The following is a 23,797-nucleotide window of genomic DNA, read 5'->3' as shown; positions in this document are numbered from 1 at the left end:
AGCCTGCTGCCCGGCGTTCCATCGCCCCTCCCCCTGTTCAGCGCTGCCGCCCCCGCGGCTGCCCCCTGCCCCGTGACCGCGGGGCCACCGGTGCCCGGCTAGTTGGACAATTTGTCGCTCAACAGATCGAGCTGTGCGGTGCAGCCAAGTCCCGCCAGCGCCACGGCCAGGTCCTCGGCATTGTCCGGTGTGTTGGCCAGCGCGACGAATTCCACCCGCTGCTTGGCTCCGCCTGCCGGCCCCGAAAGATCGTAAATGCGGTTCTGCGACAGCGGCAATTCCTCGGCGTTCAGAGAGGCGGTGGCGTCCCCGTCGTCGAATTTAACATGCACGTGGAAATCGGAAACCGCCGAGCCAAGCACCCAAGTCTCCTCGCCTTCGGCGGTCGGACGCCAGAAGGTGATGGCATCGCCCGCGGGCAGGCAGACCTTACCCGGCTTGCTGGTGTCGACATTCCACAGATTGGGATTGGTGGAGGCGCCTGACGGGCCGCCGCGCACGGCCCCGGTCCGCACCCGCGCGCCCGACCGCTGGCGGGTCAGCATTGCGAAAGTCGTCCGCTTGCTCGCCCCCCGTGCACCCACGCGGTGCGTGCCCGGCCCCGTTATGACTCGCGTACCGCTATCGGTCAGCACGGTGATGCTGTCGCCGTTCCTGAGCGTGACGCTGGCCGCATCGTCGAGCTTTTTGCCGACCGGATAGCTGGCGGCCGAAGGGCCACTCGACTTGACCACTACACCAGCCTGCGCCGCCGCCGTGCCGAGAAAGCCGACTGCCGCAATCGCGACTGCACCCCTTGCGATAATGGTCTTAACCGAGGACATATACCCCTCCCTCATCCAGATTCTGCATTCGAAATAGCAGGTTTTGAAGTGCCTCATCATCCGGATGGCGGGCGACCACCCCGCGGATGATTTCGACAAAACTAGCATCGCCTTCGCGCAACAGCTTGTATGCATGCGCCAGCAACGCACTGTCGTCGACGGGAAAATCGGGCGCGGGTTCCATCAGTTCGACCGGCTTCGCACGCCCGCGCAGGACTACGCGCCCCATCGGTCGCCACCAGTCGAGACCCGAGCGATCGGCGAACTCGCGGCTCGCCATGATGCTCGAGCCGAGCGCCTTGTTCGCCGCCTCGAGGCGCGCGGCGGTGTTCATGCTGTCGCCCAGCGCGGTGTACTGGATACGGTTGTCGCCGCCGAAATTGCCGACAACCGCCTCGCCCCAATGCAGCCCGACACGGGTCTTGCCGATCTTTGGTAATCCCGCATCCATCGCCGCGACTTCCTCGCGGAAGGCCTCGCCCGCCTGCCACAGCGCATAGCCCGCGCGCGCCGCGCGTTCGCCGTCGTCGGGTCGGGCGATCGGCGCCCCCCAGAAGGCGACCACCGCATCGCCAACAAATTTGTCGATCACTCCGCCATGTTTGAGCACCACATCCGACAGCATGTCGAGATAGCGGTTGAGCAGCTTGGCGACCATTTCCGGCTCGATCGCATGGCTCATCTTGGTAAAGCCCTCGAGGTCGGAGAACAGCACGAACAGCTCCTTCTTCTCGCCATGGAGCGACAAGAGCTGCGGCTTCTCGAGGATTTCCTGCGCCATTTCGCGCGGCAGGTACTTGCCCAGCGCGCCCTGGGCGAAATTGCGCTGAACCGCGCCGCTCGCCCGCGCGGCCGACACCACTGCCGAAAAGGCGATGATCCAGCCCAGCAGCCACCCCGCTGCGGGCACGCCGAGCGTATCGATCCCGCGCCACTCGAGCACGAAGGGCACGCCGATGAAGGTGGCGAATTGCCCCGTCAGCAGCAGGTAGATGCGCCAGCTGCCCCATTCGAGCAGCCCGGTCAGCACCGCGGTGGTCACCACCAGCACGGCCATCAGCCACAGGGTAAGATCCGAAACCTGCGGGCGCCGGTCGCCATCGAGCATCTGCGCGATCATGTCGGCGTGGACGCGAAGCCCGGGTGGGTTCTCTCCGATCACGCTCGACAGCGTGGTCTGGACGCGGTCGTAATCGATGATGTCGCCGCCGACGAGGACATAGCGCCCCTCGATCTGCTCGCGCAGCATGGCGCGGACCTCGGGAATCTCCATCAGCACGGGATCGAGGAAATTGTCGATCTGCAAGCGCCCGTACATCGGTTCGTTTTCGAACGCGGGATGGCGATAGCGCAGCGAACCTTCGTAGCCGGGAAAGCTCTTGTCGTCCTCGCCCGCGGCGCGCAGCATCGCCCGGCCGAGCAACGGAGGGAGGCCCGGCTCGATGCTGGGCCATTTGCGCGTCACCCCGTGGGTATTGTCTAGCCGGATGCTGGCGGCCCTCGCATTGCTGCCTTCGAGCTGGGCGAGGAACTGCTCGAGATAGACCTGCTGGTCGTAGACGATGTCGTTTTCATTGGTAGCGAAATTGGCATAGCCGACCAGCGTCGGCGTCTTCATCGCGCGCAGTGTGGCGAGCAGTTCGGCATCCTCGTCCTGCGGCTGGTCGAACAGGATATCGAGCCCGATCGCCTTGGGGTTCATGTCGTCGATCACACGCAGCGCCCGTGCGAGCATGCCGCGATCGAGCGGCGAGCGCTTGCGTGCATTGATCAGCGTCTGGTCGTCATAGACGACCATGGTGATGCGATCGTCCTGTTCGATCTTGTCGGCCAGCAGGGAACTGCGCAGGTCGTAGAGCGCGCGCTCGGCATCGCCCGTGCCGGGCGTCTTCATGTCGGTGCGTTCGGCGCCCTCGGTCCGCATCGATGCGGGGATTGCCTGCCAGGGAATATCCCAACTGTAGCGCGCGACAAACAGCGCGATGACCACCAGCGCAGCAGTGAGGGCAAGCCGGCGCGGACCGGCCTCGCGCACATTGCGCCAGCCGCGGATCAACAGGTTGTCGCTCTTGCCCTCGTCCAATCCCCGCCTCCCCGCGGTGCGTCGAACGACCCGTTTTTCTTGTGTTATCCGGTGTTTCTAGAGCAGTCGCGCATCGCCGCAACCCCTGTTCGCGTCACGTCATGTCGGGATCGTTCCAGGCAAGCACCGGCTTCCTCGCCGCCTGTGTCTCGTCGAGCCGGCGACGCGGCGCGTAATGCGGTGCGGTCCTGAGGCTCGCGTCACCCGCCTTGGCCCGTTCGGCGACGCTGCGCAGCGCCATGATGAACTGATCCAGTGCGGCCTTGCTCTCGGTCTCGGTCGGTTCGACCAGCATCGCGCCATGTACCACCAGCGGAAAGTACATGGTCATCGGATGATAGCCTTCGTCGATCAGCGCCTTGGCGAGATCGAGCGTCGTCAGCCCGTCGGCAAAGCCTTTGTCGCTGAACAGCGCCTCGTGCATGCACGGACCGCTCGGCCCGAAGGGCGCGTCGAGCACATCATCGAGACTACGCAGCACATAGTTGGCATTGAGCACCGCGTCCTCGGCCACCTGCTTCAGCCCGTCGGCACCGTGGCTGAGGATATAGGCCAGCGCGCGGGTGAACATGCCCATCTGGCCGTGGAAGGCGGTCATCCGGCCGAAGGCCTTGGTGTGCTCGAACTCGGCCGCATTCTCCTCTTCGACGAGGTGGACGACGCCGTCACGGTCACGCGCGGTGAAAGGCAGCGGGCCATAGGGCGCGAGCGCTTCGGACAGCACCACCGGGCCCGAACCCGGGCCGCCGCCACCATGCGGGGTGGAAAAGGTCTTGTGCAGGTTGATGTGCATCGCATCGACGCCGAGATCGCCGGGACGTACCTTGCCGACGATGGCGTTGAAATTGGCGCCGTCGCAATAGACGAAACCGCCCGCTTCATGGACCGCGTCGGAGATCGCCTTCATGTCACGCTCGAACAGCCCGCAAGTATTCGGATTGGTGATCATCACGCCGGCGACATCGGAGCCGAGCCGCGCCTTCAGCGCTTCGAGATCGACGCGGCCCTCGGGCGTCGCGGGAATGTCCTCGACCTTGTAGCCGGCGAAGGCGGCGGTGGCGGGATTGGTGCCGTGTGCGCTTTCGGGCACGAGGATAACTTCGCGGGCATCGCCGCGCGCTTCGAGGGCTGCACGAATGCAGAGGATACCGCAAAGTTCGCCATGCGCGCCCGCCTTCGGGCTCATCGCGACACCGTACATGCCGGTGAGGTCGATCAGCCAGAAGGCCAGTTCGTTGATGACTTCGAGCGCACCGCGCACCGTGTCGACCGGTTGCAGCGGGTGGACATCGGCGAAACCGGGCATGCGCGCGATCTTCTCGTTCAATCGCGGATTGTGCTTCATCGTGCACGAGCCGAGCGGGAAGAGACCGAGGTCAATCGCGTAATTCTGGCGCGACAGGCGCGTGTAGTGGCGCACCGTTTCGGGCTCGGAGAGGCCCGGCAGGCCGATTGCAGCCTTCCGGTCGAAGCCGCCGAGACGGTTCGCCCCGCCCTGCGGTTCGGGAAGGTCCACACCGGTTGTCTCGGCATGGCCGATCTCGAACAGCAGCGGTTCTTCGAGCATCAGCGCGCGGTTGCCAGTGGCGGTGTCAGGACCGCTCATCGCGTTGTGGCCTTCGACCGGAGTTCCTGGCTTCCAGCCCGATGCGTTGGGCGCGTTCATGCCAGCACCTCCTCGAGTGCGGAGGCAAGTGTCTCCACATCCTCCTCGGTGGTCGTTTCGGTGACTGCGACGAGCAGGCCGTTGGCGAGGCTCTCATTGCCCGGGAAGAGCCGCCCAAGCGATACACCCGCAAGGATGTCGCGCTTGGTCAGGTCGCGCACGATGCGGCGGGCATCGCCCTCGAGCAGGAGGGTGAATTCGTTGAAGAAGCTATCGTTGAGCACCGTGACGCCAGGCACTTTGGCTAGCCGGTCGGCTGCCTGGCAGGCGAGCCGGTGGTTCTCCATGGCAAGCCGGCGTAGGCCCTTTTCGCCCAGCAACGTCATGTGGACGCTGAAGGCGAGCGCGCAGAGGCCCGAGTTGGTGCAGATGTTCGAGGTCGCCTTCTCGCGGCGGATATGCTGCTCGCGGGTGGAGAGTGTCAGCACGAAACCGCGCTTGCCCTCGGCATCCACCGTCTCGCCGCACAGGCGACCGGGCATCATGCGGACGTGCTTCTCGTCGCGCACTGCGAAGAGGCCGAGATAGGGACCGCCGAACTGCAGGCCCACGCCGAGCGCCTGGCCTTCGCCGACGACGATATCGGCGCCGAGCTCGCCGGGCGACTTGATCGCACCCAAGGCCACGGGTTCGGTATTGACCGCGATCAGCAGCGCACCCTTCTCATGTGCGGCATCGGCGATGCGCTTGAGGTCGGGCAGACGACCGAGGATGTCGGGGTACTGCACCACGACGCAGCTTGTGTTCTCGTCGATGCGGGCGATCAGACCATCGTCGTCGGGCTTGGCCGTGAGGCTGGGCGGGGCACCGGCAATCTCGTCCTCGGTGAATTTGGCCATGGTCCTGACGACCTCGGCATAGTGCGGATGGAGCGCGCCCGAGAGCACGACCTTGCGCTTCTTGCCACGCGCCACGCGCCCCGCCATCGCGACCGCTTCCCAGCATGCGGTCGAGCCATCGTACATCGAGGCATTGGCCACAGCACAGCCGTAGAGGCGCGCGACCTGCGTCTGGAACTCGAACAGCATCTGCAGCGTGCCCTGGGCGATCTCGGGCTGGTAGGGCGTGTAGGCGGTGAGGAACTCGCCGCGCTGGATGATGTGGTCGACGCTTGCCGGGACATGGTGGCGATAGGCGCCTGCCCCGAGGAAGAACGCCGCGTCCGCCGCCGCGAGGTTCTTCTTCGACAACCGCCGCATGTGTTTCTCGACCGCCATTTCGGACGCGTGCATGGGCAGGCCCTCGATCGGGCCGGAGAGCCGCGCCTTTTCGGGAACGTCGGCGAACAGCGCATCGATATCGGGCGCGCCGATCTTGGCGAGCATGTCCGAACGATCGGTATCGGTCAGGGGTAGGTAGCGCATGTCAGTCCCTTGTGTGTCCCAGCGAAGGCTGGGACCTCATGCAGTTTGGCGCATGGCCGAAGGAGGCCCCAGCCTGCGCTGGGGCTCGGTGCCTAGAGCCCGTCGCAAAAACTCTTGTAGGCGGCCTCGTCCATCAGGCCCTCGAACTGCGATTTGTCGCCGATGGTCATCTTGAAGAACCAGCCGTCTTCTTCGGGCGAGGTATTGACCAGCGCGGGATCGTCTTCGAGCGCGCCATTGGTCTCCATGATCTCGCCGCTGATCGGAGCGTAAACGTCGCTTGCCGCCTTGACGCTTTCGACCACGGCAGCATCCTTGCCCTTGTCGATCACGCTGCCGACATCGGGCAGTTCGACGAAGACGATGTCGCCCAGCTGGCCCTGCGCGTAATCGGTAATGCCGACGGTGGCGGTGTCGCCCTCGACGTCGATCCATTCGTGTTCGTCGGTGAAGTAACGGGCCATTTCGATCATTTCCCTCTGTGATATCGGTGGGGGACGAAGGGCAGCGATGCGACCTTCGCCGGCAGTCTCTTGTTGCGAACCTCGACCTCGAGATCGGTTCCCTCGGTGGCGAGCGCGGTTTCGACGTAGCCCATGGCGATGGGCCGCTCGAGCGTGGGTGAAAATCCGCCCGAGGTGACACGGCCGACCTGCTTGTCGCCGGAGAAGATGAGTGCGCCTTCGCGGGCGGGCATGCGCCCTTCGATGGCGAGGCCGACGCGTTTCTGCACAGGGCCGTCTTCGAGCACCTTCACCACCTTGTCGTGACCCATCCAGCCGCCTTCCTCGCGGCGCCGCTTGGTCAGCGCGAAGAGGAGGTCGGCGGAAACCGGATCGGTTTCGGTGGTGATGTCGTGGCCGTAGAGCGGCAGGCCCGCTTCGAGACGCAGACTGTCGCGCGCGCCGAGCCCGATCGGGCGCACTTCGATTTCGGCGCAGAGGCGGTCGGCGAGGCTTTCGGCGAATTCCGCCGGAACCGAAATTTCGAACCCGTCCTCGCCAGTGTAGCCCGAGCGTGTGATCCGCAGCGGCCATTCGCCGAAATCGTGAGTGACGCTTTCCATGAAGACCATGTCGTCGATGACATTGCGCATCACGCGATTGAGCGCAGTCGCCGCGTTCGGCCCCTGCAGCGCCACCAGCGCGTGTTCGTCCATATGCGTGAGTGTCACATCGTCGTCGAGATGTTCGCGCAGATGCGCGATATCGTCCCATTTGGTCGCACCGTTGACCACCAGGTAATAGGCCGCCTCGCCCCAGTGCCCTTCGGTGCCCGCTTCCTCGTCGCCCTCGATCCATGGCGTCGCATTGGTGACCATCAGATCGTCGAGGATGCCGCCTTGCTCGTCGACCAGCAGCGAATAGCGGACCTTGCCGGGTTTGAGCGAAGCGATCGCCCCGGGAAGCAGCTTCTCGAGCTCCTCGGCAGCCTTGTCGCCGGTGACCATGAGCTGGCCCATATGGCTGACGTCGAACAGGCCTGCCTGGGTCCGGGTCCAATTGTGCTCGGCGACGATGCCTTCGTACTGGATCGGCATGTGGTAGCCCGCGAAGGGCACCATGCGCGCGCCCTTGCGGCGATGCCAAGCATCGAGCGGCAAAGCGCCGGTTTCCTCGATGTGGCCGTCGGTATCGTGTTCTTCGCTCAAGTCCCGTCCTTCGCAAGCATGGGAGCGCCCCTTGCGGTGCGCGGATCCAACCCATGCCCCCTCTGTCGGGAAACCTGAGAGACTGGCGTGCGGATGGGCACGCTTACCCCTTCGGTGGCCGCCGGGATGCCGGGGGCGCTTTCCAGAGTGTCGATAGCCCGCACGGTCCGTTTAGCCTGAGAGTTTCCGGGGCGGTTGCTCCTTCGGCGCCGGATGGACGCCGCCATCCGAACTCTCCCGTGCGCGCCTGCCGCAGAATCGCTTCCGCGGCCGACGCGGAATGCCCTGCGCGATTACCGCAGGATGGTCAATCGTCAGATGGAGTTCAAAACCAGCAAATAGATCGCCGACGAGACGATCCATACCCCGCCGGCGGTTTTCAACCGACGTGCGCCCAGCCACAGCGCAATCGGCCTGGCAAGGAATGCACCAAGCATCGCGCCGGGGGCCGCGAGCAGCACGACCTCCCACTGCACGATGCCCGCCTCGACATGCCAGACGAGGCCGGCGATGCAGCTGACGGCCGAAATCACGCAGGCGGTGCCGACGCAGAGCACCATGGGGTAGTGGCGCAGGAACAGGTAGAAGGCGACCAGCTCGCCGATGCCGACCGAGAACAGCGCGGTGATCGCCCCGCCGGGAATGGCAACAAGCAGCAGGGTGACGAGGTCGACTCGGGCGAGTTCGCTACGTTCTGGAGCAGAGCGGTTGACCGTCCAGGTGGCGGCGATCACCGCGAGACCGAGCAGGATGGAGAAGGCCTTGTAACCGAGCAACACTGCCTGCGCGTCGAATGCCACCAGCCTCTGGGTTGCGAGCAAGGCGGGAAGCGAGAGCGCGAGGACGCCAATCGTGACCAACCAGTAATCGCGCGCATGCGTCCGCGCCTCCAGACCGGACGGTTCGTGCTGATGAAAGAGACGATCGGTCCAGCGCAGCCCGCCAAGGCTCATCCCGAACGCCTGGATGCCCATCGATACCGCGACCACCTGCAGCGGGTTGAGAGCCATGGTTCCGAGTTCGCGCATGGCATTGAAGACGGGGACGAATACCACTCCTCCACCGGTGCCGCTGGCATTGGCGATGATGGCCCCGACAACACCCACGCCGGGGAGGAACCACAGCGTTTCGAGCAGCGTGCTTTCGTAAGGGACCAGCCACCAGAGCGCGGCATAGGCCAGCACCAGCAGCGCCCCGCCGATCAGGGCGAGGCGCGAGCTGTGCGCCAGCGTTGGCTGGACACGGTTCAGTCTAGATTGGGGCGCAGCCATCTCTCGGCGGTCGCCATATCGACCCCGCGGCGCTGCGCATAGTCTTCCAACTGGTCGCGCCCGATCCGGGCCACGCCGAAATATTGCGCCTCAGGGTGACCGAAGTAGAAGCCGCTCACCGCCGCCGTCGGATACATGGCGAAATTCTCGGTCAGCGTTATGCCCGTATTCGCTTCGGCATCGAGCAGGTCGAACAGGATCGGCTTGAGACTGTGGTCGGGACACGCGGGATAGCCCGGCGCCGGGCGAATGCCGCGATACTCTTCCTTGATCAGCGCCTCGTTGGTGAGCTGTTCCTGCGGCGCATACCCCCATAGATCGGTACGGACATGCTGGTGAAGCCGTTCGGCAAACGCTTCTGCGAAACGGTCTGCCAGCGCCTTCAGCAGAATGTCGGAATAATCGTCCTTGTCGGCGAGGAATGCCTTCGCATGCTCGTCGATCCCGTGGATGCCCACCGCGAAGCCACCGATCCAGTCGCCTGCCGGATCGATAAAATCGGCGAGGCACATATTCGCCCGATCGCGCGACTTCTTCACTTGTTGGCGCAGGAAGGGCAGCACGGTGTGCGTTTCGCCCTCCGCGTCGTGGATCGTCACGTCGTCGACATCGCGCGCGCAGGGCCAGAAGCCTGCAACGCCCTTGGCCGTCAGCCATTTCTCGCCAATGATGCGGTCGAGCATCGCATCAGCATCGGCCTTCAGCTGGCGTGCAGTTTCCCCGACCACCTCGTCGTCGAGGATGCGCGGATAGGTGCCGTGCAACTCCCAGGCGCGGAAGAAAGGCGTCCAATCGATGTAGTCGCGCAAATCTGCGAGCGACCAGTCATCGAACACATGCACGCCCGGCTTCAGCGGCGGGGCTGCCTTGTCGCTGAGATAGGCATCGAAAAAATTCGCCCGCGCCTCTTCAAGGCTGAGGAGTACGCTCTGCGACTTGCCCTCGCGCGCTTCGCGTACCTTCACATATTCGCTGGCGGTGGTTTCGACGAACTCGTCGCGCTGCTTGTCCGACAGCAGACGACTGGCGACCCCGACCGCCCGGCTCGCGTCGAGCACATGGATCACCGGGCCATCATACGCCGGATCGATGCGAAGCGCGGTGTGGACCTTGCTGGTGGTCGCGCCGCCGATCAGCAGCGGCATGCTGAGGCCCGCCGCCTGCATTTCCTGGGCCACGGTGACCATCTCGTCGAGCGAAGGGGTAATCAGGCCCGAGAGGCCGATCATGTCTGCTTTCGTCTCGCGCGCGGTATCGAGAATCTTCGCCCAGGGCACCATAACGCCGAGGTCGACGACTTCGTAGCCGTTGCACTGCAGCACCACGCCGACGATGTTCTTGCCGATATCGTGAACATCGCCCTTCACGGTCGCCATGACGATCTTGCCCTTGGACCGGTCGGCGAGGCCACTCGCTTCCTTCTCCGCCTCGATGAAGGGGATGAGATGCGCGACCGCCTTTTTCATGACGCGCGCCGATTTGACGACCTGCGGTAGGAACATCTTGCCCGAACCGAACAGGTCGCCGACCACATTCATTCCGTCCATCAGCGGGCCTTCGATGACCTCGATCGGGCGCCCGCCCGCAGCTGCAACCAGCTCGCGCGCTTCCTCGGTATCGGTGACCACATGCGCGTCAATCCCCTTGACCAGCGCGTGTTCGAGCCGGCGCTTGACGTCCCAGCTACGCCATTCCTCCGCGGCTTTTTCGTCCGCCGCGCTCTTGCCGCGGTAGCTTTCGGCGAGTTCGATCAGGCGCTCGGTAGCATCGGCCCTGCGCATCAGGATCACATCCTCGCACGCCTCGCGCAGCTGCGGATCGATCTGGTCGTAGACGTCGAGCTGGCCGGCGTTGACGATCGCCATGTCGAGCCCGGCAGGGATCGCATGGTAGAGGAACACCGAATGCATCGCGCGGCGCACGGTTTCGTTGCCGCGGAAGCTGAACGACAGATTGGAGAGCCCGCCGCTGGTCTTGGCATAGGGGCAGCGCTGCTTGATCTCCGCCACCGCCTCGATGAAGTCGAGCCCGTAGCGGTCGTGTTCCTCGATCCCTGTCGCCACGGCGAAGATGTTCGGGTCGAAAATGATGTCTTCAGGAGAGAAGCCGATACCGGTCAGCAGGTCATAGGCGCGTGCACAGATTTCGACCTTGCGGTCCTTCGTGTCGGCCTGGCCCGTCTCGTCGAATGCCATCACGACCACCGCCGCGCCGTAGTCCATGCATTTGCGCGCCTGTTCGAGAAAGGACTGCTCGCCTTCCTTCATGCTGATCGAATTGACGATCGGCTTGCCCGAAACGCATTTCAATCCTGCCTCGATGATCTCGAATTTCGAACTGTCGATCATCACCGGCACGCGCGCGATGTCGGGTTCGGCGGCGATCAGCTTGAGGAAGGTAGTCATGGCGAGTTCCGCGTCGAGCAGCCCCTCGTCCATGTTGACGTCGATCACCTGCGCCCCGTTCTCGACCTGCTGGCGCGCGACTTCGACCGCCTTCTCGTAATCGCCGGCGAGGATAAGCCTTTTGAACGCCGCCGAACCGGTGACGTTGGCGCGTTCGCCGATATTGACGAAGCGGGCGGTGGTCAGCTCGGACATCAGGCGGCGATCGTGAATGGGTCGAGCCCGGCGAGGTGCATCACCGGGGCAATCCGGGGGAGCTTGCGCGGGGTCACGCCTCGAACCGCCTTGGCGACCGCGGCGATGTGATCGGGCGTCGAGCCGCAGCATCCACCCAGCGCGTTGACGCGGCCGTTTTCGGCCCAAACCCGGGTCAGGGCGGCGGTGGTTTCGGGCAACTCGTCATATTCGCCGAGATCGTTGGGCAGGCCCGCGTTGGGATAGGCCATGAGCCAGGTGTCGGCGATGTCCGACAAGGTTTGCACATGCGGGCGCAGCTGCTCGGCACCGAAGCTGCAATTGAGCCCTATCGTCAGCGGTCTGGCATGCCGCACCGTATACCAGAATGCCTCGACCGTATGGCCCGATAGATTGCGGCCCGACAGATCGGTGAGCGTCAGCGAGATCATCAGCGGGATTTCGTGCCCGAATTCGCGTTCGAGCTGCTTGACCGCCATGATCGCGGCCTTGCAATTGAGCGTGTCGAACACGGTTTCGATGAGGATGAAATCCACCCCGCCCTCGACCAGCGCGCGCGTCTGCTCGACATAGACATCGACGATCTCGTCGAAGGTGACCTCGCGAAAGCCCGGGTCCTCGACATCGGGCGACAGCGAGAGCGTCTTGTTGGTCGGGCCTACCGCCCCGGCGACGAAGCGTGGCACACCGTCCTCGCGCGCATCGACCGCCTCGCGAATGATCCGCGCGGCGGCGACATTGATCTCGTGCACCAGCCCTTCGGCGCCATAATCGGCCTGGCTGATGCGGTTGGCGTTGAAGGTGTTGGTGGCGAGGACATGCGCGCCGGCATCGATGTAACTGTCGCAGATCGCGCGGATAACTTGCGGCTGGGTCAGGTTGACGAGGTCGTTGTTGCCCATCTGATCCTGCGGCAGCCCCGTGTCCCCGGCATAGTCCTCGGCCGAGAGCTTAGCGCGCTGGATCTCGGTACCGTAGGGCCCGTCCTTGATCAGGATTCGCTCGCGGGCGGCGGCTTCGAATTCTTCGCGTTTCGACATGGGTCAGGCCTTGGGCCGCAGGCCGAGCATATGGCAGATCGCATAGCTCAGCTCGGCACGATTGAGAGTGTAGAAGTGGAACTGGCGCACCCCGCCCGCATAGAGACGGCGGCACAGTTCTGCGGCGATCGTCGCACTGACCAGCTGGCGCGCTTCGGGCTTTTCATCGAGCCCGTCGAACAGCCCTTCCATCCAATGCGGAATCGCCGTGCCGCACAGCGTGCTCATCCGCTGGACGGGGGCAAAGCTCAGCACAGGCATCACCCCGGGCACGATCTCCCCCGCGATCCCTGCCGCGGCGGCCTTATCCCGGAAGTCGAAAAAGCACTGCGGATCGAAGAAGAACTGGGTGATGGCGCGGGTTGCACCCGCATCGAACTTGGCCTTGAGGTTATCGAGGTCGGCTTGGCGGTCCGGCGAATCCGGGTGCACTTCGGGATAGGCGGCGACTGAAATCTCGAAATCGGCGATCTGCTTGAGGCCCGCGATCAGTTCGACGGCATTGGCATATCCGCCCGGATGCGGCGTGTATTCCGAATGGCCATCGGGCGGGTCGCCGCGCAGCGCAACGATGTGGCGAATGCCCTCCTCCCAATAGTGGCGCGCAATCTCGTCGACTTCGTCGCGCGTCGCCTCGACGCAGGTCAGATGTGCGGCGGCTGGAATACGCGCTTCGTTCTGGATCCGGACGACCTGCTGGTGCGTGCGTTCGCGGGTCGTCCCACCCGCGCCATAGGTGACGCTGGCAAAGCGCGGGCCGAGCGGAGCGAGCGTTTCGACGCTGTGCCACAGCGTCTCGTTCATTTTCTCGTTCTTCGGCGGGAAGAATTCGAAGCTCACTTCTATGTCGCCTGGCAGGCCCGAGAACAGCGGCGCCTCGAGTGCGCGGTGCGCTTCGCGCATCTGGTCAAGCGTGGGGCTCACGAGGCCTCCCTCTTTTCTGCGCTGCTCCGCTGCGCGATCCAGATCTTCACGACGAGTTCGCCGTCTTCGAGAGCAACCGGTTCGTCGCCCGCAAAACCGACATCGGCCAGCAGTTCGGTCATTTGCCGGTCGCCGAAACCGAGCCGGGCATGCGCGTGGCGATCGCGCAATTCCTCGTACCGGTGGGCGGCGAAATCGACGATCGCAATCCGCCCGACGGGCCGCGTCACCCGGGCCGCCTCGGCGAGCGCCGAGCCCGGGTTTTGCGCGAAATGCAGCACCTGGTGGAACAGCACCGTGTCGAAACTCCCCGCCGCGAAGGGCAGCGAAGCGAAATCGCCCTGTACCAGCTCGACCCTTTCGGTCGGGAGGTGCTGGAGCTTGGCCCGGGCGACGCGGAGCATGGCGAGGCTCTTGTCGAGCGCGACGATACGCTCGGCACGCTCGGCAAAGAGCTCGGCCATGCGCCCGGTTCCGGTGCCGATATCGAGCAGCCGACCGAGCGGCTCGCGCCCCAGCGCGCGCGCCAGCGCCGCTTCCACTGCCTCATCGGAGGAGTGCAGTCGGCGCAGCTCGTCCCAGTCATGGGCATGCTCGGCAAAATAGGCCTGCGCCTCGCTTTCGCGGTGTTGGCGAATTTCGGCGAGCTTGCGGCGATCCTGTTCACATTCCTCGGCAAATTCCGGATCGGCGGCTTCGGCCTCGACCAGCAAGGTGGCGAGCGCGCCACAGAGCGGCGGCGCCTCGCTTGAATTGGCGCGCGCGCGCAGGAAGACCCAGCTGCCCTCCCGCCGGCGTTCGGCAAGCCCCGCGTCGCACAAGATGCCGATATGGCGCGACACCCGCGGCTGGCTCTGCCCGAGCACCTGCGCCACTTCCCCGACGGCCAGCTCCATCGAGCCGAGCAGGCGCATGATCCTCAAGCGCGTCGGATCGGCGAGCGAACGGAAGATGGTGTCGGTGCGCATTTCGCCAGAAGCATATAAAGATATTTTTATATCTGTAAATCCATACCGGAGCGAGCTCACACGGCTTGATCGCGCGCTAGTAAGCGGACTCCACACCGTATATTTACCAATCTGCGCCAAAGTCGGGACTTCATGGTCCGCCGTCCGCCCGATCACGCCGCCGAGCGCGAGCGTTTTACCGAAGACCTGCTCGCCATCATGACGGCGGAGGAGAAGGTCGGCCAAATCGTGCTCGCACCCAGCCCCGAATGCGATGCCGCATGTGACGTCACTGCCCTGCGTGAGCGCGTGCGCCGCGGCAGGGTTGGCGGCCTCGTCGGTGCCTGTCCCCCGGATGAACTGACGACACTGCAGCGCGTCGCGATAGAGGAGTCCCGACTGGGCATTCCCTTGCTGGTATCGGGCAAGCCAGAGCGCGGGAGCGCCGTCGTCATGCCCAGTCCCATCGCGCTGGCGGCCAGCTGGGCGCCCGATGTCGTGGAGCGGGTGGCACGCCAGCTTGCCGGCGAGGCACACGACCGGGGGCTGAACTGGCTCCTCGGACCCGAGGTCGCGCTGAGCACGGAGTGGAACGAGGAAGGTGTGGAATCCACCTGGAGCGCATCGGCAGTGCTGGCCGGCAATCTCGCAGCCGCCATGGTCCGGGGCCTGCAGCACCACGAGCCGGACGAGACCGGCGCACTCGCTTGCCTGCGGGTCGATCACGCATCCTGGACCAGGCGCCGTGTCGACCACCGCTTCGTACAGAAGCTGCGACTCGTTGCGAGGGTCCTGCGCGAGGCCGCTCCCGCCAGCGTCGCGCTCGGCCCACTGCCCACTACAACACCCGAAAATGGCAACCCCGGTAAGAGCGCGGAATTTTCGATCGGCTGGTCGGGGGGCTTCGAGGGAATCGACCTGGCCGAATGGGCGGCCCTTGCCCGCGCTGCGGGCGAGGACCCCGACGGAGTGCCCTATGACGGTTTGGCGGTGGAGCCCGTGCTCGAAGCACTCGCCGATGGAAGGATTGCCCCGCGGCACCTCGACGATGTCGTACGCCGGATCATCGGGGCCAAATACGATCTGGGGCTGTTCCGCACCGATGCCCCCGACCTCTCGCCTCCCTCGGGCAGGTCTGTGGAGGATGCGCAGGCCGTCGCGCTCGAGGCTGCGCGCCACTCGATCGTCTTGCTGCGCAACGATCAAGCGCTGCTGCCGATGGACGCGGCAGCGGGCGAAATCCTGATCGTCGGGCAGGCCGCGGCCGACCGCAACCTGCCAATTGCCGGACCGGGGACCGAGGCGACCAGCCTGCTGGACGGTCTCGATAGTCTCGCTGTCCCATACCGCTACGTTGCCGGCCTCGCCCTGCGCCGCGACCAGACGCAGTCGACTGGCGATCGGCTCCTCGATGCTGACCATATGGCGATTGGCATGGCGAGCGAGGCTGCCCGCCGCGCCGGCACGGTCATCGTTGCACTTGGCGAGGTGGGGAAACGGTGCAAGGCAGAACGAACGTTGATCGAGGCGCTGCAGGCCGCCAATCCCAATATCGTTCTGGTTACACTCGGCACGCGCCCGATCGATCCGGTAATCCGCAATACGAAGCTCCCCTGCGTCCTGCACGCGGGTGGACTCGGCAGCATGTCGGGCCAGGCCATTGCGGATGTGCTTACCGGGGTATTTTCTCCACAGGGGCGTCTGCCTATGGCCCTGTTGGATGAGGCCGGCATCGGCCAGTCGCTGGGTCATGGGCTTGGCTATTCGGACGTCGGCCTTGCCGAGACCGCTGTCGAGCTGAGCCATGATCGGGTTGTCGTCAGCGCAGTGCTGCACAATGTCGGCAGCCGCGAGTGCACCGAGACTGTCCAGATCTATCTGCGCCGACCGAAAGGTCGGGGCCAGGGAGCCTCGGAACTAGCCGAATTTCAGCGCGTCACGCTCGCCGCGGGCGAAAGCCGCCGCCTGGTGTTCGAGATCGGCGGCAGCGAGATGGGACGGTTCGAGCGCGACGGGCGCTTTACCATCGACTCGGGTGTCTATGAGCTCTCGGTCGGCCTGAGCGAAGCCCGGGCTCACTCCATGCGGCTCGCCCTCCCTCGCGCGGTCGCCGAGGCAATGGGCCGCAGCCTTTCATCGGGCCCGCTCCCGGCGCTGTTCGGCAAGATGCGCCGCACCGGATAGCCGCCACCGCACGCTCTGGACATTGCGCTAACGCGCCCCCACGGGCGGTTATCGGCTCGCATCCCCGTGCCCCGTCACTGGACGAGGCGCCCGCCTCCCGCCCCTTCGACGGAAGGCCCACGCTCACCCCGACGACGAGTGCACCCGGGGTCTAGAGCGGGACGAAACGCACCGCGAAGCCGCCGCCCGGTGCCATCCGCAGGTCGAGCGTTTCGCCCGCCGTGACTTCGCGCTGCTCGATCTCGATGTCGAAGCGCGTCGGCCCCTCGAAGTTCGATGTCGCGGCGTCGCGGTAGATTTCGGCGCGGTAGCGCTTGCCCGGATCGAGGAAATCGAGCGCGACCGGCATCTCGCGCGGCTCGGTATCGGTGCCGCCGCCGACATACCATTCATCGCTGTTGCGGTCCTTGCGCGCGGTGACGACATAGTCGCCCACCTCGGCGGCCAGGACACGGCTTTCCGCCCAGTCGGTTGGAACGTCCTTGATGAACTGGAAGGCGTCGGCATGCTCGGCGTAATGTTCCGGCAGATCGGCGGCCATCTGGATCGGCGAATAGACGAGCACATATTCGGCGAGCGCGCGCGCCATCGTCATTTGCAGCGGCTGGCCGCGCCCCTCGAGGCTGAGGATGCCCGGCGTATAATCCATCGGGCCCGACAGCAGGCGGGTAAATACCATCGTTGGCACATGGCTCGGCCCGTTGGGCGGCGAACCCCAGGCATTGAACTCCATGCCACGTGCGCCCTCGCGGGCGACCCAGTTGGGATAGGTGCGGCGCAGCCCCGTATCCTTGACCGGCTCGTGCGGGTTGATCGCGATGTGTCGCTTGGCTGCCTCGCTGACGACCTTGAGGTGGTGCCGCTGCATGATCTGGCTTTCGGTGCATTCGCGGGTCTCGCTACCGTCCTCGTGAACGTAGCGCAGATTGCAGGCGTCGGTGACATAGCCGCTTTTGATCGTCTTCACACCGCGCGCGGCCATCAGGTCGAGCCCTGCTTCGAGCTGGGCTTCGTAATTGCCGACATCGCCGCTGGTCTCGTGATGGCCGACGATCGGCACGCCCTTCTCGGCGGCGTAGCGTGCCAGTTCAGCGAAATCGTAATCGGGATAGGCCTCGGTGAAGCTAAACTCGCTGCCGTTGAAGAACCAGTTGCCGTCCCAGCCGATGTTCCACCCTTCTACCAAAACGCCTTCGAAGCCATTCTCTGCCGCGAAATCGATATAGCGTTTTACATTGGCGGTGTTGGCGCCATGCTTGGGCCCAGCACCCCAGCTCTCCTCGTCGAGGTGCAGCGACCACCAGACGCCGACATATTTGTGCGGTTTGAACCAGCTGACATCGCCGAGCTTGTTGGGTTCGTTGAGGTTGAGCTCGACGAGGCTCTCGGCGAGGCCCGCCGCATCGTCCGACACGCGGATCGTGCGCCATGGCGTTGCAAAGGGCACTTCGCGCGTGGCGCGCGCGGCACTCGAGCCGGTGGGCGCGAGTGTAGCGCGGAAATGGGTACCGGTCGTCCGCTTGACCCACATGCCGGCGAAATCGACCAGCGCCGCTTCGTGGATCGCGACATGCGTGCCATTTTCCAGGCGGAAGGTCAGCGGAGTATGCGCCAGCGACACGCCGTCGATCGGGGTCTCTTCGTAGAGATATTCGTAGCGGTTCCATTCGCCGCCCGGGATCCACCAGGCAATGCCGTTCTGGGCGAGATTGAACTCAGTCAGTTCGTCGGCGACGCGCAGTGTTTCGCCCATGCTCTTGTCATCGAACACATAGCGGAACGCAACCGCATCGTCGAAGACGCGAAAGGTGACGCCGAAGCGGCGATGCGTCTCGCTGTCTTCCTCGAAGCGGACGGTCAGCTCGTTATGATGGTCGCGCACATAACGCTGCTCGCCCCAGGGCTGCTCCCAGGTTTCGTCATGGCTTGCACGCGTCGCGCCGGTGACCTTGAGGCGCCGTTCGAGCTTGTCCTGGTTGGTCAGCAGAAAGCCGAGGCGACTTTCGGTGATGACGGCTTCGCCGCGCTTTTCGACACGGTAGAAGGGGCGCCCCTCGCCGTTCACGTCTACCGTGACTGAAATTGCGCCATCGGGCGATCTGACGACTTCCTCGGCAAGCGCCGGTGTGGCGGAGAAGAGCGCAAGGGCGGCAAGGATGTAGGCAGGCTTCATAATTCGGTCACCAGGGCGCTGAAGGGGGGCAGGTTTGCGGGGGTGGCGGCGTTGGTCGCTGTGAGCACCGTGCCTTTCGCGAGGTCGGCAGGCGGAGCCACGTCGAAGGAACCGAGGTTGAACAGGCACCGGACGTGCTGCCCCTCGTCCCGTCGTTCAATCACGAAAAGTTCGCCTACGCACTCGCAGCGCGAGACCGCTCCATGGTGCAGGGCCGGAGTGGCGCGACGCAGCGCCAGCAGGGCGCGTGTGTGGTTGAGAAGGGACCCCTCGTCCGCCTCCTGCGCCTCGACCGAGCGCGCCGCATTCTCCTCGCCGAGCGGGAGCCACGGTTCGCCCGCGGTGAACCCGCCGTGCGCAGCATCCGCTTGCCACGGCATCGGGGTGCGCGCGCCATCGCGGCTCAGCGTGAGCGGCCAGTTCGCGATCGCTTCCGGGTCATGCAGTTGTTCGTAGGGAATATCGACCTGCGTCAGGCCCAGTTCCTCACCGTAATAGAGGATGATGTTGCCGCGCAGGCAAACGAGCAAGGTCATCTTCAACCGCGCGGCGCGTTCGCGATCTTCGGGCACCCACCATCGGCTCACCGCGCGCGGGGCGTCGTGGTTCTCGAAGGCCCAGCTCGGCCAGCCGATCCCGTCCTCATCGGGCCATTCGGCCAGCGCAGCGCAAATCGCGCCAGGGGTGAGCTTCTCCGCATAGAGGAAGTTGAATCCATAGGCCGAGTTGAGATGGCTCTCGCCCGCGGTGAAGGCCTTCATTTCGCTCTCGGCCTCGTCGCCGCCGACTTCGGCAACGGTGAAAATACCGTCGTACGCATCGGTAAGTGACCGGATCCGCTCGATGAAAGGCGGGATGTCGGGATGCGACATATTGTATTTCTTGAGCTGGAAATCGAACGGCCGTGTGCGCGGCTTGTCGGTCGCCGGAGCAGGCGGATTGTCGCGCAATTCGGGATCGTGCATCGCGAAGTTGAGCGCATCGATGCGGAAGCCATCGACGCCGCGGTCAAGCCAGAAGCGCATCACGCCCAGCACCGCATCCTGTACGTCGCGATTGTGCATGTTGAGCTGCGGCTGCGAATTGAGGAAATTGTGCAAGTAGTACTGTCCGCGTCGGGCGTCCCACGTCCACGCGGGACCCCCGAACACGGACTGCCAGTTCGACGGTGGCGACCCGTCGGGCTTGGCGTCGGCCCAGACATACCAATCTTTCTTCGGATTGATTCTGTCCGAGCGGCTTTCGGCAAACCAGGGATGTTCGTCCGAGGTGTGCGAATAGACCTGGTCGATGAGAACCCTGAGGCCAAGTTCGTGCGCGCGGGCGACCAGCGCATCGAAATCGGCGAGTGTCCCGAAAATCGGGTCGACGTCGCAATAGTCCGAAACGTCGTAGCCGAAATCCTTCATCGGCGAGGTGAAGAAGGGCGAAATCCAGATCGCGTCGACGCCGAGACTGGCGACATGCGGCAAGCGCTGGGTAATACCCGGCAAATCGCCGATGCCGTCGCCGTTCGAATCCTGAAAGCTGCGCGGATAGATCTGGTAGATCGCCGCGCCTTTCCACCAGGGTCTGGCGGCCCCGGTGGCCGCGCGCTCCGCCTGGGGATCGGCGCGGTTCATTCGGCGGTCTCCGACACGCGACACAGCGCCCAGCCGAAAGCGGGCACCGCAAAAGCCGCGCTGCCGGGTGCGTTCACTGCAGCCGGGCAGGCGCCGGCAAGCGTTTCGAAGCTGCGGGCATCGTAGCCAAGCGTGACATTCGCCGCCCGGTCTTCGCCCGCAGTGTTGAATACAGCGAGGTATTCGGCGCCGCTTTCGGGATCGAACCGGCTGATGGCGAAAATGCCCGCCTGCTGCTCGTAATGGCGCACCACCTGCTTGCCCCGGGTCAGTGCCGGATGCGCGCGGCGGATCGCGCTGAACTCGGCGATCAGCCGGAACAGCGGGTGGGTTTCATCGAAATTGCTCGCCGCGGTGGTCGCATCGGTGCCGATCAGCACGTTGTCGTTGTAAACCGCCGTTCTCGAGGGGAACATGTCCTCGCGCGCCAGCTGGTCGTTGCCATCGCCCACGAAGCCCTGCTCGTCACCATAGTATATCACCGGCGATCCGCGCAGGCTCAGCATCATGGCATGGCCGAGCATGACGCGCTGGAGGAGTTCGTCCTGCGAAATATCGGGCTGGTCGGCTTTGATCAGCGTCGAAAAGCGCCCCATGTCGTGATTGCCGAGGAAGGTCGGCAGGCCCAGAGCGGTGTCTTCACCGCCTTCGTAGAGTACGTCGCCGTCGAACATGTGCGCGAGCACCACTGTGCCCTGGTTGCGACCCAACAGCTCGCGCATCGCCGCCTGGAAGGCGAAATCGAGCACCGCAGGCAGTTTGTCGCGGCGGGTATACTCAGCGATGTAACCGTTCTGCGGCACGTCCTTGTAGACCTCGCCGAACATGTGGAAATTGGGGATGCCGTTCTCACGGGCGACCTGCTCGAGCGCAGGCACGAATTCCTGCCAGAAGCCCGGATCGACATGGCGCGCGGTATCGATCCGGAAGCCATCGACTCCGAAATCGCGGACCCAGCCGGAAAAGATTTCGATCATGCCTTCGCGCACGCGCGGATGTTCGGTGAAGAGGTCATCGAGCCCGGAGAAGTCGCCGAACCGGCTGTCCTCGCCGGTAAAGCTGCTGTTGCCGCGGTTGTGGTAATAGATCGGATCGTTGAGCCAGGCGGGGACCTTCACGTTCTTCTCAGCCGCCGGAACGACCGGGCGGTAGGCGTAGTTCGGGTCGACCAGCTTGGCGAAATTCTCATCCGAGCTATCCTCGTCGCCCATGAAGCCAGGATTGATCGGCGCGCCATCGGGGCCGCCGCGGGTTGAATAGGGATAGTCGCCCTTGCTGCGATACTCGTAATTGGTCGCATCGCCATCGGCATAGGTTATCACGTCTGCTGTGTGATTGGTGATGATGTCCATATAGACTTTCATCCCGCGCGCATGGGCGGCATCGACGAAGGCCTTGAACTCCGCCCGGGTGCCGAAATGGCTGTCGGGCCGGGTGAAATCGGTCACCCAATATCCGTGATAACCCGCGCTTTCTTCACCCTTCGGTCCCTGGACAGGCTTGTTCTGGAAGATCGGCGCGAACCAGATCGCGGTAATGCCGAGCCGCTCGAGGTAATCGAGACGGTCGGTCAGCCCCTTGAGGTCGCCGCCATGGAAGAAGCCCTTCGCCGCGGGGTCGTAGCCCGTCACCAGTCGGTCGCCCTCGAAGCCGCCCTTGTCGTTCGTACGGTCGCCATTCTCGAACCGGTCGGGGAGGACGAAATAGACGATCTCCTCCGAAGGTGCGCGGTCGCGGAAGGTGGCTTGCGCGGAAGCGGGCGCGGGTGCGGCCTGTGCGCTGGCACAGGAAGCGAGGCCAAGCGCGAGTAGAGGGAGGGCGAAACGGATCATGCGGTCACTCCTGTGCCCTGCGGCGGCGCTGCAGCGCAGGTTCGGGTAATGAATTCTTCGTGGCTGGGCAGCTTCTGCGCATTCGCGGCGACGATGGTGCGGATGTCGCGCAGGAACCCGGCGAGTTCGTCCTTCGTCAGCGCATCGGCCAGCGGGTGGTAGGTGTCGGGCAGGATGTTCTGGCCGATCAGGACCTGGAACCAGCCCACTTCGACGAACAGCTCTTCCTGTTCGCGGAAGATACGACCCGTGTCCTTGAACAGGTCGATCTTGCGCCGCAGCACCTCGGGCAGTTCCATCTCCCGCAGATAGGTCCAGAACGGCTCGTCGCGCTGATTGGCCCAGTAGTGGAGGATGATGAAATCGCGAATCCGCTCGTAATCATAGGCGATCCGGCGGTTGTAGGTTTCGACATTGGCGGGCGCGAAATTGCGGTCCGGAAAATGCGAAATCAGCCTCGCGATCCCGTTCTGGATCAAATGGATGCTGGTCGATTCGAGCGGTTCGATGAAGCCCGAGGACAGACCCAGCGCGATGACATTGGCGTTCCAGGCTTTCTTGCGCATCCCGGTGGTGAAGGGGATGACGCGCGGATCGGTTATCGGTTCGCCCTCGAGATTGTCGAGCAGGACCTGCGTCGCCTCGTCCTCGCTCATATGCGCGGTCGAGAAGACATGGCCGTTACCGGTCCTGTGCTGGAGGGGAATGCGCCATTGCCAGCCCGCCGGATGCGCGATCGACTGCGTATAGGGGCGCGGCGGCGCGACATTGCGTGTCTGCACCGCTACCGCCCGGTCGCAGGGCAGCCAATGCGTCCAGTCCTCGTAACCCGTCTCGAGCTCCTGCTCGATCAGCAGGCCGCGAAAACCCGAGCAGTCGATGAACAGTTCTCCCTCGATCGCCTCGCCATTCTCGAGCACGACCGCCGTGACGTGGCCATTCTCGCCGTTACGCCGAACGCTGGCGATCTTGCCCTCGATCCGCTTGGCACCGCTCGCCTCCGCTGCGCGGCGGAGGAACTTGGCATAAAGCGAGGCGTCGAAATGAAAGGCATAGGCGATGCCGTCGAGCTGGGTATTGGGAATGCGCGGCACGCGGCCGAAACGTTGCAGGCGCGCAGCTTCCTCGTTGAAGGAATAGCGCCCCAGATCCTCCGCAACGCCTTCCTCGCGGCCGCGTAGCCAGTATTGCCAGAACTCGATCAGGTCGAGACTCTGGCCGATTTGGCCGAAGACATGCATGTAGCTTTCGCCTACGCGGCCCCAGTTTACGAAGTCGATGCCGAGCTTGAAAGTGCCCTGCGTTTCGCGGACGAACGCATTCTCGTCGATACCGCACAAGCCGTTGAACAGGCGGATTGCCGGGATCGTGGCCTCACCCACGCCGACGGTGCCGATCTGCTCGCTTTCCACGAGCCGGATCCGCAACTTATCGCCCATCGTCGCCGACAGTGCCGCTGCGGCCATCCAGCCGGCAGTGCCTCCACCCACAACGACGACGTCGCGTATGCGACTATCGCTCACATCCCTGCTCCGTTCTGCACGGCGCGGGCGCGCGGCCCCGCCGCTTGTCAAAAGAAATGGCGGGACCGGTCCTGCCGGCCCCGCCTTTCCGTC

Annotated in this window: 16 protein-coding genes and 1 riboswitch; of the genes, 1 reads left to right on the top strand and 15 read right to left on the bottom strand. The window is 64.5% G+C overall.

Annotated elements, in window-relative coordinates; genetic code table 11:
• Positions 1-98: 98 nt before the first annotated feature.
• From ACEQZ0_RS12860 to ACEQZ0_RS12810, 11 genes are all read right to left on the bottom strand, one after another.
• Positions 99-824, bottom strand: a complete 726-nt coding sequence (locus tag ACEQZ0_RS12860) for a hypothetical protein (RefSeq protein WP_370191331.1) — start codon at positions 822-824, stop codon at positions 99-101.
• On the bottom strand, positions 811-2,907 hold the full coding sequence (locus tag ACEQZ0_RS12855; protein WP_370191329.1) for a CHASE2 domain-containing protein: 2,097 nt from the start codon (positions 2,905-2,907) through the stop codon (positions 811-813). The genes ACEQZ0_RS12860 and ACEQZ0_RS12855 overlap by 14 nt, the downstream gene beginning before the upstream one ends.
• Positions 2,908-3,001: 94 nt before the next feature.
• Entirely contained in the window at positions 3,002-4,573 is a 1,572-nt protein-coding gene (gene gcvPB / locus ACEQZ0_RS12850) for an aminomethyl-transferring glycine dehydrogenase subunit GcvPB (protein ID WP_370191327.1), read from the bottom strand.
• A complete protein-coding gene (gene gcvPA / locus ACEQZ0_RS12845) occupies positions 4,570-5,937 on the bottom strand; it encodes an aminomethyl-transferring glycine dehydrogenase subunit GcvPA (protein WP_370191325.1) in 1,368 nt (455 codons plus the stop codon). Before gcvPA ends, gcvPB begins: the two co-directional genes overlap by 4 nt.
• Positions 5,938-6,029: 92 nt before the next feature.
• Positions 6,030-6,401 carry a glycine cleavage system protein GcvH gene (gcvH, locus tag ACEQZ0_RS12840; protein ID WP_370191323.1) on the bottom strand — a complete coding sequence of 124 codons (372 nt, stop codon included), beginning with the start codon at positions 6,399-6,401 and terminating at the stop codon, positions 6,030-6,032.
• Between the two features lie 5 nt (positions 6,402-6,406).
• Complete coding sequence (gene gcvT / locus ACEQZ0_RS12835; RefSeq protein ID WP_370191321.1) at positions 6,407-7,588, bottom strand: glycine cleavage system aminomethyltransferase GcvT; 1,182 nt, start codon at positions 7,586-7,588, stop codon at positions 6,407-6,409.
• A 153-nt stretch (positions 7,589-7,741) separates the two neighbouring features.
• Positions 7,742-7,838: riboswitch (glycine riboswitch) on the bottom strand.
• Between the two features lie 64 nt (positions 7,839-7,902).
• Complete coding sequence (locus ACEQZ0_RS12830; RefSeq protein ID WP_370191319.1) at positions 7,903-8,859, bottom strand: sulfite exporter TauE/SafE family protein; 957 nt, start codon at positions 8,857-8,859, stop codon at positions 7,903-7,905.
• Entirely contained in the window at positions 8,835-11,459 is a 2,625-nt protein-coding gene (gene metH / locus ACEQZ0_RS12825; RefSeq protein WP_370191317.1) for a methionine synthase, read from the bottom strand. The genes ACEQZ0_RS12830 and metH overlap by 25 nt, the downstream gene beginning before the upstream one ends.
• Complete coding sequence (locus ACEQZ0_RS12820; protein ID WP_370191315.1) at positions 11,459-12,499, bottom strand: homocysteine S-methyltransferase family protein; 1,041 nt, start codon at positions 12,497-12,499, stop codon at positions 11,459-11,461. The genes metH and ACEQZ0_RS12820 overlap by 1 nt, the downstream gene beginning before the upstream one ends.
• A 3-nt stretch (positions 12,500-12,502) precedes the next feature.
• Complete coding sequence (gene metF / locus ACEQZ0_RS12815; protein WP_370191313.1) at positions 12,503-13,423, bottom strand: methylenetetrahydrofolate reductase [NAD(P)H]; 921 nt, start codon at positions 13,421-13,423, stop codon at positions 12,503-12,505.
• Positions 13,420-14,391 carry an ArsR/SmtB family transcription factor gene (locus ACEQZ0_RS12810; RefSeq protein WP_370191311.1) on the bottom strand — a complete coding sequence of 324 codons (972 nt, stop codon included), beginning with the start codon at positions 14,389-14,391 and terminating at the stop codon, positions 13,420-13,422. The genes metF and ACEQZ0_RS12810 overlap by 4 nt, the downstream gene beginning before the upstream one ends.
• Positions 14,392-14,523: 132 nt before the next feature.
• Here ACEQZ0_RS12810 and ACEQZ0_RS12805 point away from each other — a divergent pair, with 132 nt between their 5' ends.
• Positions 14,524-16,554: a glycoside hydrolase family 3 C-terminal domain-containing protein gene (locus tag ACEQZ0_RS12805; RefSeq protein WP_370191309.1), complete on the top strand. Its 2,031-nt coding sequence runs from the start codon at positions 14,524-14,526 to the stop codon at positions 16,552-16,554.
• Between the two features lie 151 nt (positions 16,555-16,705).
• On the opposite strand, the gene ACEQZ0_RS12800 is transcribed toward ACEQZ0_RS12805, so the two are convergent.
• From ACEQZ0_RS12800 to ACEQZ0_RS12785, 4 genes are read right to left on the bottom strand one after another with little or no spacing between them, the layout of a single operon-like run.
• Positions 16,706-18,727, bottom strand: coding sequence for a glycoside hydrolase family 97 protein (locus tag ACEQZ0_RS12800; RefSeq protein WP_370191307.1), 2,022 nt, complete (start codon positions 18,725-18,727; stop codon positions 16,706-16,708).
• Positions 18,724-20,349: an alpha-amylase family glycosyl hydrolase gene (locus ACEQZ0_RS12795; RefSeq protein ID WP_370191305.1), complete on the bottom strand. Its 1,626-nt coding sequence runs from the start codon at positions 20,347-20,349 to the stop codon at positions 18,724-18,726. Before ACEQZ0_RS12795 ends, ACEQZ0_RS12800 begins: the two co-directional genes overlap by 4 nt.
• Entirely contained in the window at positions 20,346-22,181 is a 1,836-nt protein-coding gene (locus ACEQZ0_RS12790; RefSeq protein WP_370191303.1) for an alpha-amylase family glycosyl hydrolase, read from the bottom strand. The genes ACEQZ0_RS12795 and ACEQZ0_RS12790 overlap by 4 nt, the downstream gene beginning before the upstream one ends.
• The gene (locus ACEQZ0_RS12785; protein WP_370191300.1) at positions 22,178-23,704 is read right to left on the bottom strand and encodes a tryptophan halogenase family protein; all 1,527 of its coding nucleotides are present in this window, start codon (positions 23,702-23,704) and stop codon (positions 22,178-22,180) included. The genes ACEQZ0_RS12790 and ACEQZ0_RS12785 overlap by 4 nt, the downstream gene beginning before the upstream one ends.
• Positions 23,705-23,797 lie beyond the last annotated feature (93 nt).

This window comes from Qipengyuania sp., assembly GCF_964227205.1.
Classification (GTDB): domain Bacteria; phylum Pseudomonadota; class Alphaproteobacteria; order Sphingomonadales; family Sphingomonadaceae; genus Qipengyuania.
Note: the sequence above shows the minus strand (reverse complement) of the source record. Positions and strands in the feature narration are given on the sequence as shown.